Source organism: Bradyrhizobium sp. SZCCHNRI20481, assembly GCF_032485055.1.
GTDB lineage: Bacteria > Pseudomonadota > Alphaproteobacteria > Rhizobiales > Xanthobacteraceae > Bradyrhizobium.
Window position 1 is genome coordinate 89,287 of the sequence record NZ_JAUEUE010000005.1, and the last position, 16,276, is coordinate 105,562.

Annotated in this window: 12 protein-coding genes; 6 read left to right on the forward strand and 6 right to left on the reverse strand. The window is 67.6% G+C overall.

What is annotated here, in order from left to right:
- Nucleotides 1–323: 323 nt before the first annotated feature.
- Together QX132_RS09345 and pdeM are read left to right on the forward strand one after the other, a co-directional pair.
- The gene (locus QX132_RS09345) at nt 324–3,029 is read left to right on the forward strand and encodes a ligase-associated DNA damage response DEXH box helicase (protein ID WP_316160849.1); all 2,706 of its coding nucleotides are present in this window, start codon (nt 324–326) and stop codon (nt 3,027–3,029) included.
- Nucleotides 3,030–3,078: 49 nt separating this feature from the next.
- On the forward strand, nt 3,079–3,732 hold the full coding sequence (gene pdeM, locus QX132_RS09350) for a ligase-associated DNA damage response endonuclease PdeM (RefSeq protein ID WP_315778390.1): 654 nt from the start codon (nt 3,079–3,081) through the stop codon (nt 3,730–3,732).
- Nucleotides 3,733–3,969: 237 nt separating this feature from the next.
- On the opposite strand, the gene QX132_RS09355 is transcribed toward pdeM, so the two are convergent.
- Nucleotides 3,970–4,836: a LysR family transcriptional regulator gene (locus QX132_RS09355; RefSeq protein ID WP_316160851.1), complete on the reverse strand. Its 867-nt coding sequence runs from the start codon at nt 4,834–4,836 to the stop codon at nt 3,970–3,972.
- Between the two features lie 97 nt (nt 4,837–4,933).
- On the opposite strand from QX132_RS09355, the gene QX132_RS09360 reads away from it, so the two are divergent.
- Nucleotides 4,934–5,854 carry a DMT family transporter gene (locus QX132_RS09360; RefSeq protein ID WP_316160853.1) on the forward strand — a complete coding sequence of 307 codons (921 nt, stop codon included), beginning with the start codon at nt 4,934–4,936 and terminating at the stop codon, nt 5,852–5,854.
- The gene (locus QX132_RS09365; protein ID WP_316160855.1) at nt 5,851–6,630 is read left to right on the forward strand and encodes an MBL fold metallo-hydrolase; all 780 of its coding nucleotides are present in this window, start codon (nt 5,851–5,853) and stop codon (nt 6,628–6,630) included. Before QX132_RS09360 ends, QX132_RS09365 begins: the two co-directional genes overlap by 4 nt.
- 11 nt (nt 6,631–6,641) lie before the next feature.
- Here QX132_RS09365 and QX132_RS09370 read toward each other — a convergent pair whose 3' ends face one another.
- The 5 genes from QX132_RS09370 to QX132_RS09390 all read right to left on the reverse strand — a co-directional run bounded on the left by QX132_RS09370 (nt 6,642) and on the right by QX132_RS09390 (nt 13,780).
- A complete protein-coding gene (locus QX132_RS09370) occupies nt 6,642–7,421 on the reverse strand; it encodes a TIGR02186 family protein (protein WP_315735834.1) in 780 nt (259 codons plus the stop codon).
- Nucleotides 7,418–8,344 (reverse strand): sulfite exporter TauE/SafE family protein, encoded by a 927-nt coding sequence (locus tag QX132_RS09375; RefSeq protein ID WP_315773984.1) that lies wholly within the window; start codon nt 8,342–8,344, stop codon nt 7,418–7,420. The genes QX132_RS09370 and QX132_RS09375 overlap by 4 nt, the downstream gene beginning before the upstream one ends.
- A 153-nt stretch (nt 8,345–8,497) precedes the next feature.
- Complete coding sequence (locus QX132_RS09380) at nt 8,498–9,331, reverse strand: hypothetical protein (RefSeq protein ID WP_316160857.1); 834 nt, start codon at nt 9,329–9,331, stop codon at nt 8,498–8,500.
- Nucleotides 9,332–9,482: 151 nt separating this feature from the next.
- Nucleotides 9,483–13,004 carry a hypothetical protein gene (locus QX132_RS09385; protein WP_316160859.1) on the reverse strand — a complete coding sequence of 1,174 codons (3,522 nt, stop codon included), beginning with the start codon at nt 13,002–13,004 and terminating at the stop codon, nt 9,483–9,485.
- A gap of 188 nt (nt 13,005–13,192) precedes the next feature.
- Complete coding sequence (locus tag QX132_RS09390; protein WP_315717938.1) at nt 13,193–13,780, reverse strand: PadR family transcriptional regulator; 588 nt, start codon at nt 13,778–13,780, stop codon at nt 13,193–13,195.
- Between the two features lie 137 nt (nt 13,781–13,917).
- On the opposite strand from QX132_RS09390, the gene QX132_RS09395 reads away from it, so the two are divergent.
- Nucleotides 13,918–14,316, forward strand: coding sequence for a nuclear transport factor 2 family protein (locus tag QX132_RS09395; protein ID WP_315735843.1), 399 nt, complete (start codon nt 13,918–13,920; stop codon nt 14,314–14,316).
- Nucleotides 14,317–14,444: 128 nt separating this feature from the next.
- Nucleotides 14,445–16,235 carry an acyl-CoA dehydrogenase C-terminal domain-containing protein gene (locus QX132_RS09400; protein WP_316160861.1) on the forward strand — a complete coding sequence of 597 codons (1,791 nt, stop codon included), beginning with the start codon at nt 14,445–14,447 and terminating at the stop codon, nt 16,233–16,235.
- The last annotated feature ends 41 nt before the right edge of the window (nt 16,236–16,276 follow it).

Genomic DNA, 16,276 nt, shown 5'->3' on the forward strand with positions numbered 1-16,276 from the left:
GCGGACGCAGTCTAGATCGCTTCGTCGCTTCGCTCCTCGCAATGACGATGTGGCGAGGGATGCAGCCTCAAACTCCGCTGTCGTCCCTGCCTAGTGCGCAATTGCGCACGCGGCGCAGGGATCCATAACCACCGGCTTTGTTGGGACGATGACTGGCAGTATGCGTCTCACCGATGCCGCGGTATGGGTCCCTGCGTTCGCGGGGACGACGGCGGAGCGTGGCGAGGCGCTGGCGCTTCAGGATAGGCTGGCACGGCAGCCGTGAAGGCTAAGGCGCCTATCCGCCCCTCGACGAACCGCGGGCGACTGCCTACCTTCCCCCGGTGCCGCCCCGCGTCTCACCAGTCCCGCCTGACGACAGCGCCGCCTTGCCCGACCATTTCACCGAATGGTTCGCGGCGCGCGGCTGGGCGCCGCGCGCGCATCAGCTGGCGCTGCTGGAGAAGGCTCGCGCGCAACGCTCGGCGCTGCTGATCGCCCCGACCGGCGCCGGCAAGACGCTCGCCGGGTTCCTGCCGACCCTGGTGGAGCTCGGCTCCGCCGTCGCGCCGAAGCATCGTTCTGTTCTGGCCAAGCCATCCGCTCTCTCCACTCCCTCCCCCCTTGTGGGGGAGGGGCGGGGAGGGGGGGCTCCGGCGGCGGTGTCGATGGTGGCACCCGGCACCGAGCCGAATGCACTGGTCGAACTCGCGAACACGGAAAAGAGCAAGCAGACGGCGAACCGCATCCCGCGACCCGCCGGCCTGCACACGCTCTATATCTCCCCGCTGAAGGCGCTCGCGGTCGACATCGCCCGCAACCTCGAGGCGCCGATCTCGGAGATGGGCCTGCCGATCAAGGTCGAGACCCGCACCGGCGATACGCCGGTGTCGCGTCGGCAGCGCCAGCGCCGCTATCCGCCGGACATTTTGCTGACGACGCCCGAACAGATGGCGCTGCTGCTGTCGTCCGACGATGCGCCGTTTCTGTTTTCCTCACTGAAGCGCGTGGTGCTCGACGAGCTGCATGCGCTGGTGACCTCCAAGCGCGGCGATCTGCTGTCGCTCGCGCTGGCGCGGCTGTGGCGGCTTGCGCCGGACATGCGCATGATCGGCCTGTCGGCGACCGTCGCCGAGCCCGAGCAGCTCGCGCGCTTCCTGGTGCCGCAGCCGAGCGGTGGCATAGCCGCGGCCGATGTCGTGGTCGCCGGCGGCGCCGCGCCGCCGGTGGTCGAGATGCTCGACACGCAGGAGCGGCTGCCGTGGGCCGGCCACAGCGCGCGCCATGCGCTGGCCGAGATGTACGAGCTGATCAAGCGAAACAAGACCACGCTCGTGTTCGTCAACACCCGCAGCCAGGCCGAGATGCTGTTCCAGGAGTTCTGGCGCATCAACGACGACAATCTCGCCATCGCCCTGCATCACGGCTCGCTCGACGTCGCGCAGCGCCGCAAGGTCGAGGATGCGATGTCGGCAGGCAGGCTGCGCGGCGTCGTCTGCACCTCCTCGCTCGATCTCGGCGTCGACTGGGGCGACGTCGATCTCGTCATCAATGTGGGCGCGCCCAAGGGCTGTTCGCGGCTGATGCAGCGCATCGGCCGTGCCAATCACCGGCTCGACGAGGCTTCGCGGGCGGTGCTGGTGCCGGCCAACCGCTTCGAGGTGCTGGAATGCTCGGTCGCGATCGACGCCATCGCCGACAATGCGCAGGACACGCCGCCCTTGCGCACCGGCGCGCTCGACGTGCTGGCGCAGCACGTGCTCGGCTGCGCCTGCGCCGAGCCGTTTCTCAGCGACGAGCTCTATGTGGAGGTCATCACTGCGTCCCCTTATGCATCGCTGTCGCGCGCGGATTTCGACGATGTCGTCGATTTCGTCGCCACTGGCGGCTACGCGCTGAAGACCTATGAGCGCTTCGCGCGCATCAAGCAGGATGCAAAAGGACGCTGGCGCGTCGCCAATCCCAAGGTGCGGCAGAGCTATCGCCTGAACGTCGGCACCATCGTGGAAGAAGCGATGCTGAAGGTGCGGCTGGTGCGCTCGCGCGGCGGCGGCGCCGGTTCGACCGGCGCGATCGCGCGCGGCGGACGGCTGCTGGGTGAGATCGAGGAGGCGTTCATCGAAGGGCTCACGCTCGGCGACACGTTCGTGTTCAGTGGCGAGATCGTGCGCTATGAGGCGCTGGCCGAGGACCAGGTGTATGTGTCGCGCGCCAACGATGCCGATCCCAAGGTGCCGTCCTACATGGGCGGCAAGTTTCCGTTGTCGACCTATCTCGCCGATCGCGTCCGCGGCTTGCTGGATGATCGCCGCGCATGGTCGGCCTTGCCGGAGCAGGTGCGCGACTGGCTGTTGCTGCAGAAGGACGTGTCGCGCGTGCCGGCGCGCCGCGAGCTGCTGGTCGAGACCTTCCCGCGCTCCGACAAGCATTATCTCGTCTGCTATCCGTTCGAGGGCCGGCTCGCGCATCAGACGCTGGGCATGCTGTTGACGCGAAGGCTGGAGCGGGCGCGCGTCCGGCCGCTCGGCTTCGTCGCCAATGAATATGCGCTCGCGGTGTGGGGGTTGGGCGACATGTCGTTGATGGTCAGCCAAGGCCGGCTCGATCTCGCCGCCTTGTTCGATCCGGACATGCTGGGCGACGACCTCGAAGCGTGGCTGGCCGAATCGGCGCTGATGAAACGCACGTTCCGGTCCTGTGCGATCATCTCCGGCCTGATCGCGCGGCGTTCGACGACCGAAGAGAAGACCCGCCGCCAGGTGCTGTTCTCGACCGATCTGGTCTACGACGTGCTGCGCCGGCATCAGCCCGATCACATGCTGTTGCGCGCCGCGCGCGCCGATGCCGCCACCGGCCTGCTCGATCTGAAGCGGCTCGGTGATATGCTCCAGCGCATCAAGGGACGAATCACCCATCGGGAACTCGATCGCGTCTCGCCGCTGGCGGTGCCGGTGATGCTGGAAATCGGCCGCGAATCCGTCTATGGCGAGGCCGCTGACGAGCTCCTGGCGGAAGCCGCCGAGGAACTCGTGAAGGAAGCGATGGGGTAGATTGAGAAGCGAGGCGGCTTTGCGGGGGACTTTCTGCGCATCGGGCATGATGGACGTCGCCGGCACCGCGCTGCGCGTCGATCTCTCCGGCGCGCTGGTATGGGACGAGCAGCGCCTGCTCATCGTTTCTGACCTGCATCTGGAAAAAGGCTCGAGCTACGCGTCACGCGGCACGCTGCTGCCGCCGTTCGACACCGCCGCGACCTTGCACCGGCTGGCCGCCGTGGTCGCGAACTACAATCCGCGCGCCGTGATCGCGCTCGGTGACAGCTTTCACGATCGCGACGCGCATACGCGCCTGACCGGTGACGATCGCGCCTGCATCGCCAACCTCCAGGTCGGCCGCGACTGGGTCTGGATCACGGGCAATCACGATCCGGCGCCGCGCGGCATCGGCGGCGAGGTGGTCGACGAGATCACGGTCGGCGCGATCAGCTTCCGTCACGAGCCGACCGGCGCGCGTGGAGAGATCGCCGGCCATCTGCACCCCAAAGCGCGGGTGGCGACGCGGGCGCGCACTTTGGAGCGACGCTGCTTCGTCTCCGACGGCGAGCGCGCCGTGATGCCGGCGTTCGGCGCCTATGCCGGCGGCCTGAGCGTGCGCGACGCGGCCTTCGCCAAGCTGTTTCCGAAGCGCGCCTTCATCGCGCATGTGCTGGGAGATAGGCGCCTGCACAGCATCGCCGCGGCGCGGTGCTATTAGTCGGATGATGGAAATTCATTAGTTGGATCAGTGATCAGAGGTCGAACGGATCATTCGACGCTGGACTGATCATGCCCGCTGCGCGCACCGCTGCGCCCTCTCCCCCGCTTGCGGGGGAGAGGGCGCCAAGCGCACCGCCGTCGGAGCGGCCCCCTCCCTAGCCCTCCCCCGCAAGCGGGGGAGGGAATGCACTTTGCTCGTGGCGCCATGGTCGCAGGAGTCGCGGACGTCTCGCTGCTACGCCGCCTTCGCCTGTACCTTCTCGCAGAACTCGGCCAGCCGGTCGGCCAGGCGCAACGTCGCCGGGCTCGCGTCGGGCGAGGCGACCAGCGCAACCTCCGTGCGCTCGATCGGCGCAAAGCCCTCGCGGGCCGTCAGCACGCGGTGCTCCGACTGCACCGACATTTCGGAGAGGATGCTCAGCCCCATGCCGGCGGCGACCGCGGCCTGGATGCCGGCGAGGCTCGACGATGTGTAGGCCATGTGCCAGGCGCGCCCCTCGCTCTCCAGCGCATGGATCGCCCGGGTCCGATAGAGGCAGCCGAGCGGGAAGCCGATCAGCGGCAGCGAGCGGGCGTCGAGGTCGACGGGATGGGCCTTGCTGGTCACCCAATAGACCCGCTCCGGCCACGCCGCGATCGCTGCCCTGGTGTCGTCGACGCCGCGCTTGAGCAGCGCCAGATCGAGATCGCCGCGCTCGATGTCGCGCTTCAGGTTGAGGCTCTGGTCGGCGCGGACGTCGAGCCTGAGATCGGGATGGGCGCGTGCGAACGCGGCGAGCAGCTTGGCGAGCCGGTAGGCCGCGAAATCCTCGGGGATGCCGAGCTTCACCGCGCCGTCGGGTCCGGGCCGCGCCACGACATCGCGGGCCTCCTCGGCGAGTGCCAGCAGGCGGCGGGCATAGGACAGCAGCCGCTCGCCGGCCTCGGTCGGCGTGACCTCGCGGCCGTCACGGTTGAGCAGCGTCTGGCCCAGATCCTCCTCGAGCCGCCGGATCTGCTGGCTGATCGTTGATTGCGTGCGGTGGACGCGCTCACCGGCGCGGGTGAAGCCGCCGGCCTCGACCACCGAGACGAAGCTGCGCAACAGGTCCAGATCGAGCACGCGGGACCTCCATTCGGAAAACCACTGAGTGTCAGTCTATCATTTAATTTCCAAATGGGAAAGAACAGCCCTACACCGGCGACGAAGGAGAGCTCCGATGTCGTCCGTTTCCTCGGTTGCCGTGACCCCGATGAAGTCGAACCTGCTGCCGCTCGAAATCGGCCTGTTCTGCCTGCTGTGGAGCTTCGCCTTCGTCGCCGGCAAGGTCGGCGTGACCTATTGCCCGCCGCTCTTGCTGCTCGCGGCGCGGTTCTCGCTCGCCGGCGTCCTCATTGTCGTGGTGTCGGCAGTCCGGGGCGAGCTGCGCATGAGCTGGCGCGATGCGGCCGTGTTCGCGATCATCGGCATCGCCAACAACGCGCTGTATCTCAGTCTCGGCTACACCGGGCTGCAGACGGTGTCGGCGGGGCTCGGCGGCCTGATCGTCTCGGCCAATCCCGTATTCACCGCGGTGTTCGCGGCGCTGCTGCTGGGCGAGCCGCTGACCCTGCGCAAAATCTCAGGCCTCGCGCTCGGCACCATCGGCGTCGCCATGATCGTCTGGCACCGCATGTCCGTCGGGACCGACCAGCTCGAAGGTATTCTCTATACGCTGGCGGCGCTGGCCTCGATCGTGACCGGCACCATCCTGTTCAAGCAGCTCGCCCCGAAGGGCAGCCTGTGGGTCGGCAACGGCATCCAGAACCTCTCAGCCGGGCTGGTGTTATGGCCGGTCGCGCTCGGCGTGTCGCACGTGGGCGAGATCGTGCCGAATGCGCAACTGATCGGCGCGTTCGCCTTCCTCGTGCTCGGCGGCTCGATCCTGGCCTATGTGCTCTGGTTCCATCTCTTGAAAGTATGCGGCGCGACCGCCGCCAGCGCCTATCATTTCGTGATGCCGCCGCTGGCGATGATCTTCGCCTTCCTGGTGCTCGGCGAGCACGTGGCGCTGCAGGACCTGCTCGGCGTCGTTCCCGTCGCGCTCGGGATCTATCTGGTCACGCGGGCGCCGGCCCGAACCGTTGGAGCATCATCATGAGCGTTGCGATCACCCTGATCGGCGGCCCGACCGCCCTGATCGAAATCGATGGCTTCCGCCTGCTGACCGATCCCACATTCGATGCTCCCGGCCGCTATGAATTGCCGCATGTCGTGCTGGAGAAGCTCACTGGACCGGCGATGACCGCGGAGGCGATCGGCGAGGTCGATGCCGTGCTGCTGAGCCATGACCAGCATTCCGACAATCTCGACCACGGCGGCCGCGCCTTCCTGACACGTGCACCGCGCGTGCTCACGACGGAAGTCGGCGCAGGCAGGCTCGGTGCGCCGGCGGAAGGATTGGCGCCGTGGCAGACGACGCAGCTCGGCAAGGGCGGCAGGACATTGACGGTCGCGGCGACGCCGGCGCGCCATGGTCCCGCCGGCATCGAGCCGCTCGCGGGCGATGTGATCGGCTTCGTCCTCATCCCGCAGCAGGGCGCGACCGTCTATGTCAGTGGCGACACGGTGTTCTATGACGGCGTGGCGGAGGTGGCGCGGCGTTTCAAGCCTGGCGTCGTGATGCCCTTTGCCGGAGCGGCGCAGACACGCGGGCCGTTCCATCTCACCATGGATACCAACGACACGGTCGAGACCGCGCGCGTGTTTGCCGAGGCCGCCATCGTTCCGGTTCACACGGACGGCTGGGCCCATTTCCGCCAGGACGCGCAGGATCTGCGCAAGACCTTCGATGCGCTCGGGTTCGGTGCGCGGCTGAAGCTTCTGGAGCCCGGTGTGAGGACGGTGATCGCCTCGTCGCCCAGCTCCTCGCAATGAGGCGGAAAAGATCAATCCCGACGGAACACGATCGAGGCCATCCATCCCGTCATCAGTGCCATCGCGGCGGTGACGAGACCATAGACGAAGCCGTTCTGCCGCGCTGAGTTCGCGACGAACTGCTCGAAGCCGACCTTGACGATCTCGAACGCGGTCTCGGTCTTGGTGACCAGCGCGCCGTCGGCGAGCAGCTTGATCTCGACCTCATAGGTGCCGATCGGCACCGCAGCGGGCAGAGGGATGCCAGTACGGAACAGGGTCGGCGTCAGGAGGGTCACCGCGGACGTGTCCTCGCGATACAGGCCGTGCTGCGACTGCAGTCGCACGAAAGCGCTACGGAACGCGTCGTTCGGGACCACGTCGGCATAGTCGGGACCGACGCGCTGGGTCAGCAGCACGTTGTTGAGTCCGAGCTGCTGCCGGCGCAGCACCTCGGGCGCGGCCATCGTGTCGAACGGGCGGTTGGCGAACAGCGCCAGATAGCCGGGCACCTTGAGGAACTGGCGCGAGTCGGTGTTGATCCAGATGCCGAACTTGCGCTCCTTGCGCCGCGTCACCATGTCGGCGCGCGGCCCGCGGACGGTGACGACGAGGTCATAGGCGGTGCGGCCCGGTGGGGTCTGGACGTCCTTCTCGACCGAGCCGAACAGCACCAGCTCCTCGCCGGAATAGTTCGGCGTCACCGTCACGCGATGGTTGGAGACCGAGACGATCAGCCGCTCGGCGCGCGCCGATGCGGCGCCGGCAAGCAGCAGCATGAAGGTGAGGCTGGCGAGGCGGAGCGGCGTCATCGGCTGATCTCGGTCTCGCGGATCGTGAACAGGTCGTCGGGCTTGATCACGAGCTCGATCGCGAACCGGATGCCGACGGCGAGGATCAGCAGGCCGAGCAGCAGCCGCAGCTGCTCGCCGCGGATCATCTGGCCGGCGCGGGCCCCGAACTGCGCGCCGGTGACGCCGCCGACCATCAGGATCAGCGCCAGCACGGCGTCGACCAGATGATTGCTCATCGCGTGCAGCATGGTCGCGATCATCATGGTCGCGAGCGTCAGGACCATCGAGGTGCCGATGACGGTCGAGGTCGGCACGCGCAGCAGGTAGATCAGCAGGGGCACCAGAATGAAGCCGCCGCCGATGCCCATCACGGCGCCGAGGAAGCCGATGATGAGGCCGATGGCGACCACCGGAATGACCGAAACGTAGATCTTCGAGCGCTTGAAGCGCATCTTCAGCGGCAGGCCGTGGATCCAGACATGGCTGCCCGGACGCCGCACGGTCGCGACCGCGCCCTGGCGCGCGCGCATCATCGCGCGCAGGCCTTCCCAGAACATGGTGCCGCCGACGCTCGTCAGCAGGGCGACATAGGACAGCGCGATCATCAGATCGAGCTGGCCGAGCGAACGCAACAGGGTGAAGGTGGCGACGCCGAGCCCGGTGCCGAGCGCGCCGCCGATCATCAACACCGAGGCCAGCGAGGGATCGATCGCGCGCCGCCGCCAATAGGACAGCGCGCCGGAGAACGAGGAGGCGGCGATATGGCTGGAGACCGAGGCGACCGCGACCGCGGGCGTGATGCCGACGAAGATCAGGAGCGGCGTCATCAGGAACCCGCCGCCGATGCCGAACATGCCGGAGACGAAGCCGACGGCCGCGCCCATCGCCAGCAACAGGAAGATGTTGACCGGGATGTCGGCGATCGGAAGATAAATCTGCATCGGCGCGGCCTCTGCGAACCTTCGAGCGAGCATCCCGCGCATGCGAAGCAGGACGCCGGGCTCCTGCATAACCGAAAATGGGAGCGAAGGGATCAGTCATTCCCGCCCAAAGTGACATCCACCGGCGCCGAGCGTGGGGGTCTGGGCGCTCCGTCAAAGGGCCTTGAGCGGCGCGGTCACCAGCCTCATGGCCTCGGCATCGCTCGGATCGAGCCAGCGGATCTCGCGGGTCTGCGACATCGCCTCGATGACCTGCGACGATACGCCCATGCGCGTCATATAGCCGAGGATGGCGCCGGTCACGCGCTGGGTGTCGGCGACCGCGTCGGCGCCACGGGCCTCCGACGTGAAGCGGTGCACGCCGAGCGCCGAGCCATCGAGGCCATAGCGGGTCTGCCCGCCGGCAAAGGCGAACACGCAGGCGCTGGCGCAGAAGCCCGGACGGATGCGGCCGGAATTGTCGGCCACGCCGATGGCGGTGGCGAGTCCGTGAGCGCGGATGATCTCGCCCATCAGCACTCCCTGGTCGAGGTTGCCGCCGGGCGAGGACAGCAGGATCACGTCGCCCGGCTTGAGATGGGCCTCGCTGATCCGCTCGCGCAGCCAGCCGGCCGCCGCGGGTCCGATGGGGCCGCTGACGGCGAGCACGGCGCGCCTGTCGCCCAGCCCGGCAAGCACGGGGGCGGCGACCAGCGCCGCCGACAGACTCGGCGAGATGTACTGATCCTTCCAGAACGACCAGGCGTCGGGTCGCGACAGGTCGCGGTAGGCGCGAATGCCCCCGCCGAGCACGATTGCAACGAAGAAAATGACGGAAGCCAGCCGACGCCATCGGAACGCCGCAGGATATCCGTCGGTCACTTGCTGGATTGGTTGGCGAGGAGGCGGAGCGGGGGCGACGTTCGCCGTGGTCCGCGGCGGCACGCGGGGGCCCGTCGGCGACTGCAGGAAGCGCGCGCCGTCGTGTTGTTCGTTCCCCGCTGACACGCGTCGATGCTCCCTCGCGGCGCTCGTGATGATCCGCCGCGACAACCTATATCGATCGACCGCGCGACACTATGGCGGCGCGATTGCAAGCCAGGAGGATTTTGCAGGCCGCGCGCGAGCGCTCGTCAGCCTGCCCAGAGAAATGCCCTCGTCAGCGCAGCGCCGTCGCAGCCGCGCGCTTCGCCAGCGCCGCCTTGGCCGCGGCTGCCTTGGCGATCGCCTGCGTGCCATCCCAGCCGCCGGCGGGTGCCGGCACATTCACGGCGTCGTCGGGCTGCGGTTCGACCGTGAAGGTCTGGATCGCGAGCTTGGCCGCGGCGAGCGACTGGACATCGAGCCGCTTGGCGACATCGTCGCGCTTGCGCCCGGCATCGACGTCACCCTGCGCTGCGGCCAGGGTGAACCATTTGTAGGACTCGGCGAGGTTCTGTTCGACGCCGATGCCACGGGCATAGAGAATGCCGAGGTTGAACTGGCTGTCGGCGACGCCGCGCTCGGCGGCCTTGCGGAACCATTGCGAGGCGCTCTTGTAGTTCGCGCCCTTGCCGCCGCCGTCGGCATCCAGCACGGCGAGATTGTGCATCGCCTTGGCGCTGCCGCGCTCGGCGGCGACGACGTAGTAGCGGCGGGCGATGTCGGCGTCCTTCTTCACGCCGAGACCCTTCTCGTAGAAGGTGCCGAGACGGAAGACCGCCGGGATCAGCCCCGCCTGTGCCGCGCGGTCATACCACTTCGCGGCTTCCTCATAGTTCGCCGCGACACCCTTGCCCTCGGCAAAGCGCACGCCGACCTCGTAGGCGGCGGTCGGATCACCCTTCAGAGCGGCGTTGCGCAGCGCCAGTCCGCCGATGGCATCGGGCAGCTTCTCGGAGGCGGGCACCTGCACCAGACCGAGCTTCTGGCCGTTGGCGGCGGTTGGGATCGTGCCGGTGACATCAGTGGGGACGGCAGCGGGTACCGTGGCCGGCTTTTCGACGTCCTGCGGGATCGCGAGCATCGCGATCGTCTCCGCTTCGCTCGGCATGGCCCGGTTGTAGGACTGACGGTCGATCGGCGTCGGCGACGTCAACGACGGCACGCTCTGGTCGGGCGTCGTCGGCCGCGGCGACAGGCCCGGCGAGGCCGACGGCATCTGCGCCCGGGGCGCCTCGCCCTGGGTTTCCATCGGCGAGATCGGCGGCGGCGTGCTGCCGCTGTCGAGCAGCGACATCGCAAATTTGAAGGTGCCGAGCACGATCACCACGACGCTGGCACCGACCAGCAGCGAACGGATCTTCGACCCGATGGTCGAGACCTCCTCGTCACCCTCAGCGGTGAGAGCGAACGTCGGCTTGTCCTTGGGTTTGGCCTTGGGCTTGGCGACGTCGCTGGCGACTTCCTTGACGACGTCCTTGGGCGGCTCCTTGGCCTTCTCCTTCGGCTTGTCCTTCTTCGCCTTCTTGGCGTCAACGGGCTGTGCAGCCGCCGCGGCCTGCGCCGCGCGGCGCGCAGCCGCGATGAAGCTCGACGTCGACACCGGCTCCCGCTTGCCGGCGGGAAGCTCGCTCAGCGCATCCTCGGACGCGGCGATCCGCTCGGCGGGCGATGCGGTCCGGCCAGGCGGACGGGTGCCCGGTTCAAGCGGATGATCCGGTGGCAGCTCGGGGACGATGATGGTCGCGCGGGGCGCCTGTGCCGCGTGCGGCTCCAGGATGTCGGCGATTGCCTTCGGCGGAATCGGCGGCGGCATGGCAGCCGCCGGCGCCTGAGCGGCGTGGAAGTCGCGCGAGGCGGCCGCGAACGCCTGTTGACCCGCGGCCGGAGCGACAATCTGTCCCGCTGGCTGCTCGGCCGCCGGATTGGGCAGCTCCGGCCGGTAGGCAGGCTCTGGCCTGGCCGGCTCGGCATGGGCCTGGGGCGCCGGCGCGCGTGCAGCCGGCATCGGCGACTCGATTGGCGGTGCCAGCGGCGGCAGCGCGGCCGGCGGGCCCGCGGTGGCGCGCACATTGCGCAGGTCGCCTTCGATCATGGCGAGGCGGTCGACGACGTGCCCCAGCGTGTTGTGGACGGCCTCGAGCGAGTCCTGGGTGTTGCGGTCGGTCTCGGTCTGGCTGAAGCGGATGTCGGACAGCTCGCGCTTGACCATGTCGATCAGGCCGCCGTCCTGCGACGTTTCGCGCTGCGAGCGGCTCTCCGCCAGCGCTGCGAATGTCGCCTGCTGCCGTTCGAGATAGCGCAGGATGTCCTGCAGGCCGTCCTCGACGCGGGTCATGTTGCCGCCGCGCGGGTCGTTGGCGGCCTCGAGCCGCTCCAGCAGATAGCTGATCCGCTGTTCGAGATGGGTGATCGCCGATGAACCGTCGTTGCCGACCTGCAGGCGGTCGATGCGGTCGGACAGGCCGCGCAGCGCGTCCTCGATCTGGGCGGTGTTGTCGCGCGCTGCCGGCGGCGGCTCGCGGCTCTCCAGCGTCGAGGTCAGCGCGGCGATGCGCTGTTCGAGCGCCGCAAAGGAATCATGGAACGACTCGTGATTGTCGCGCGCCTGCGTGACTTGGTCGACCTTCGACGACAGCTGCCGAAGATCGTCCGACAGCCGTTCCAGGGCGTCGTTGGAGGCGACATTGGCGACGATCGCACGCAGCGCCGCGATGGCGCTTTCGAGCTGCTGCACGGTGCCGGGGTCGTCATTGGCGCGCAGGATCAGGTCGAGCTTGGCGCCGAGATTGCGGATCGCCTCGTCATAGACGGCGAGCTGCTCGGCAGGCTTCAGCGAGCCGACGACCTCGCGGATGTCGGTCAGCGCGCGCTCGATCCCGGCCAGTGCCTGGCCGTCGACGCCGGTGTTGCGGTTCTCGTCGATGCGGCGCGACAGCGAGCGAATCTCGTTCTCGATCGACTCGATCGCCCGGCGCGGCATCGCCTCGGTGATGGCGTGACGAATCTCGGAGAGCTCGTTGCGGAAGCCGGCGATCGACTGCTCGATGCCGTCGTCGGGGCGATGCAGCGCCTCGATCTGGCTCGTGATCTTGAGCAGATGGCGTTCGAGCAGCGAGAAATCGGGAGTGGGGGCTGCCGGTTGCGGCGGCGTCAGCGGCGCGCTGATCGGGGTCATCAACGGCGCTGCTGCGGATGCCATGGCAGGCGCGGTCGGCGGCGCCTGGTGCGGCGGCAGCGGGCGCGCATTGTCGAGCTCGCTCTGGCGGGCGCTGATTTCCGCGACGGCCACGTCGAACGAACCCGCGCTGAGCGGCTGGGCGGGCCGGTAGAGCTGCGCAGCGGCGCGCTCGACGCCGTCAGGACCACGATAGCGGTCTTCGGTGTCCGGCTTGCGCAGCGGCGTCGAGATCTGTGACAGGCGGGCGTCGAGCCGCGAGATCGCATCATTCAGCTGACGCGCGACGCCCTGCTCGTCGCGTGGCGCATCCTTGCGCGAGACGGGGCGCGACATCTGCTCGATCTGCCGTGCGATGGAGTCGAGCCGCTGGTGGATGTCGGTCACCTCGCGGGCATCGCGGCTGACGGTCGGCGTGCTGCGCGGCGCGTGGCTGCCACGGAAGTCGGGCGGGGTAGATGCGCCGAGCGTGGAGTTGATCCAGTCGTTCAGCGTCATGCCGGCGCGTTGCGCCGCGGCCTCGGCCCTTTCACGGACGGACGGGTCGATGCCTTCATTACTCCACGGTACGCGCGAATTCATGTCTCGTCCGGTTCCGCTTCCAGCGCTCCACCAAGCGCCTCCAGCCTCTCCACGCGTCCCGGACATGAACATGAACGGGTCCGCGCAGATCGTCTGCTCCAGGTCCCGACTTTTGACTTTTACGGTAAATAACGCGTTAAGTTTACCGCCGGCGCGGTCAGAAGTTTTGCCCTATCGAACGGCGGGTATCAGCCGGCATTTTCACGCGATGATGGATCGAGCGGCCGCACGCTGCTCGCGCCGGATATCGTCGAGAGCGCGGTGATCGCTTCCTCGCACCATTCCGCCACCATGCGTTCGTGGCGCAGGCCGAGACGCAGGTTGAGGAGCTTGCCCATATCGGCCGGGGCCACGTTGCCGTCCGCATAATGCTTCTTGAGGATGCGATCGTAGCGCTCGGCGCGGTCGCGATGATGCTCGAGCCGCGCCATCAGGTCGGCCCGGATCGGCCCGATGTCGGCGGCGCCCAGTGCATAGAGCCGGACGAGAAGATCGTCCTTCGTCGAGGCCGGCGTGCTCGGCCGCGCCGCCCAGCTGCGAAACGCCGCGCGGCCCTCCGCGGTCAATGTGTAGACCAGCTTGTTGGGCTTGCCGGTCTGCACCACCTCGCGACCCTGGATGTAGCCGCGGTCGCGCAGCCGCGACAGCTCGCGGTAGATCTGCTGGTGGTCCGTCTTCCAGAAGAAGCCGATCGAGGAATCGAACGTCTTGGCGAGCTCGTAGCCCGTCATCGGATGTTCGGTGAGGCAGGCGAGGATGGCGTCGCCGAGGGCCATGGCCGGAAACTGCTCCCGTTTTTCTGATCGTGTTCTGCCCCGCTCCACGCTTGACATTATGCACATTGGCGCATATGCGTCAATGTGCATATGGGGTGGTTGTGGTGCTGGCCTGTTCCGCCCTGAGGAGACGCCCAATGACAATGACCGGCCTCGATGGATGGTACGGCTATATGAGGTCTCACGATCTCGGCGCGCTGCGGGAGCTGCTGCACCCGGACGCCGTGTTCGAGAGTCCCGTCGTGCATACGCCGCAGCGCGGCCGCGACATCACCTTCAAATATCTCGCGAGTGCTGAGAAAGTCTTAGGCGGTCCCGGATTCAAGTATGTCGGGGAGTGGCGTAACGCCACGGGCGCCGTGCTCGAATTCGAGAATGAGATCGAGGGCATCAAGCTCAACGGCGTCGACATCATCACCTTCGATGACGCCGGCCGCATTACCCATTTCAAGGTCATGGTGCGGCCGCTCAAGGCCATCAACCTGCTGCACCGCCTGATGGGCGAACAGCTGGCCGCGATGAGCAAGCCGTCGTGATGTGACCGACAGCCGCAAACGAATGGCTGCCGCAAGCTCTTAGAAGTCGCTACAGTCCGCGGCCAGCATTGCCTGCCGCGTCCGCACAATTTCAGTCTGAAACTTCAGCCTTCCTGCCGGAGACGCCGATGCCGATCTACAAAGCCCCCGTGGAAGATGTCACCTTCCTGCTCAACGACGTGTTCCAGATCGACCGCTACGACAATCTGCCGGGCTTCTCCGATGCCTCGGCCGATGTCCGCGAGGCGATCCTCGGCGAGGCCGCCAAGCTCGCCGAAGAGGTGCTGCACCCCCTGAATCGCGTGGGCGATCTCGAAGGCTGCAAGCGCCATGACGACGGCAGCGTGACCACGCCGAAGGGCTTCAAGGAGGCCTACAAGCAGATCGTCGAGGGCGGCTGGCTTGGCCTGTCGGCGCCGACCGAATATGGCGGGCAGGGCCTGCCGGTGACATTGAGCCAGACCGTCAACGAATTCCAGTGCTCTGCCAACATGGCGTTCTCGATGTATGGCGGCCTCACCATGGGCGCCACCGCCGCGCTGATCGTGCATGGCAATGAGGAGCAGAAGAAGACCTACGTGCCGAAGATGGTGGCGGGCGAGTGGACCGGCACCATGAACCTCACCGAGCCGCATTGCGGCACCGATCTCGGTCTCTTGCGCACCAAGGCGGTGCGCCAGCCCGACGGTAGCTTCAAGATCTCCGGCACCAAGATCTTCATCTCGGCCGGCGAGCACGACTTGGCCTCCAACATCATCCATCTCGTGCTCGCCCGCATCGAGGGCGCGCCCGCCGGCATCAAGGGCGTGTCGCTGTTCGTGGTGCCGAAATTCATGGTCAATCCGGACGGCACCGTCGGCGCGCGCAACGGAGTGACCTGCGGATCGATCGAGCACAAGATGGGCATCCACGGCAACTCGACCTGTGTGATGAACTACGACAACGCCACCGGCTGGCTGATCGGCGAAGAGAACAAGGGCATGCAGGGCATGTTCGTGATGATGAACGAGGCCCGGCTCGGCGTCGCCGTGCAGGGGCTCGCGCAGTCCGAGGTCGCCTATCAGAACGCGGTCGCCTATGCGCGCGAGCGCATCCAGGGCCGCTCGCTGACTGGGCCCAAGGCGCCCGACAAGGCCGCCGATCCGATCATCGTGCATCCCGACGTGCGCCGCACCTTGCTGTCGATCCGCGCCTTCAACGAGGCCGCCCGCGCCATGGTCGTCTGGACCTCGCTGAAGAGCGACGTCGCGCACCGCTCGCAGGACCCGAAGGACCGCCAGGCCGCCGACGACCACATGGGCCTGATGACCCCGGTCATGAAGGGCTACATGACCGACATGGGCTTCGCCAACGCCGTTCAGGCGCAGCAGATGTATGGCGGTCACGGCTACATCGCCGAGCACGGCATGGAGCAGTTCGTGCGCGATGCCCGCATCGCGATGATCTACGAGGGCGCCAACGGCATCCAGGCGCTGGATCTCGTCGGCCGCAAGCTGCCGCGCGACGGCGGCCGCGCCGTGATGGCGTTCTTCGCCGAGGTCGGCTCGTTCGCCAAGGAGCAGGGCGGCAATGATGCGATGAAGCCGTTCGTCGCCCCGTTGTCGACCGCGCTCGGCCATCTGCAGCAGGCCACCACGTGGCTGATGCAGAACGCGATGACCAAGCCGGACAATGCCGGCGCCGCCGCGACCGACTACATGCATCTCTTTGCGCTGGTCACCTTCGGCTACATGTGGGCGAAGATGGCCAAGGTCGCGCAGGACAAGATTGCGGCCGGCGACAGCTCGACCTATCTGACCACGAAGCTGGTCACGGGCCGATTCTTCATGGAGCGCGTGATCCCTGAGACGGCCGCGCATCTCGCCCGCCTGCAGGCCGGCTGTGCGACCGTGATGGAGCTGCCGGCGGAAGCCTTCTGATGCTGCGGCGGGAGCCGGTGCGCCGCTCGCGCGCCGGCTAC

Bases quoted from the DNA above. Each gene is read 5' to 3' on its own strand.
- pdeM (WP_315778390.1), top strand. From the start codon at position 3,079: ATGGACGTCGCCGGCACCGCGCTGCGCGTCGATCTCTCCGGCGCGCTG.
- QX132_RS09360 (WP_316160853.1), top strand. From the start codon at position 4,934: ATGTCGTCCGTTTCCTCGGTTGCCGTGACCCCGATGAAGTCGAACCTG.
- QX132_RS09365 (WP_316160855.1), top strand. From the start codon at position 5,851: ATGAGCGTTGCGATCACCCTGATCGGCGGCCCGACCGCCCTGATCGAA.
- QX132_RS09370 (WP_315735834.1), bottom strand. From the start codon at position 7,421: ATGACGCCGCTCCGCCTCGCCAGCCTCACCTTCATGCTGCTGCTTGCC.
- QX132_RS09375 (WP_315773984.1), bottom strand. From the start codon at position 8,344: ATGCAGATTTATCTTCCGATCGCCGACATCCCGGTCAACATCTTCCTG.
- QX132_RS09385 (WP_316160859.1), bottom strand. From the start codon at position 13,004: ATGAATTCGCGCGTACCGTGGAGTAATGAAGGCATCGACCCGTCCGTC.
- QX132_RS09390 (WP_315717938.1), bottom strand. From the start codon at position 13,780: ATGGCCCTCGGCGACGCCATCCTCGCCTGCCTCACCGAACATCCGATG.
- QX132_RS09395 (WP_315735843.1), top strand. From the start codon at position 13,918: ATGACAATGACCGGCCTCGATGGATGGTACGGCTATATGAGGTCTCAC.
- QX132_RS09400 (WP_316160861.1), top strand. From the start codon at position 14,445: ATGCCGATCTACAAAGCCCCCGTGGAAGATGTCACCTTCCTGCTCAAC.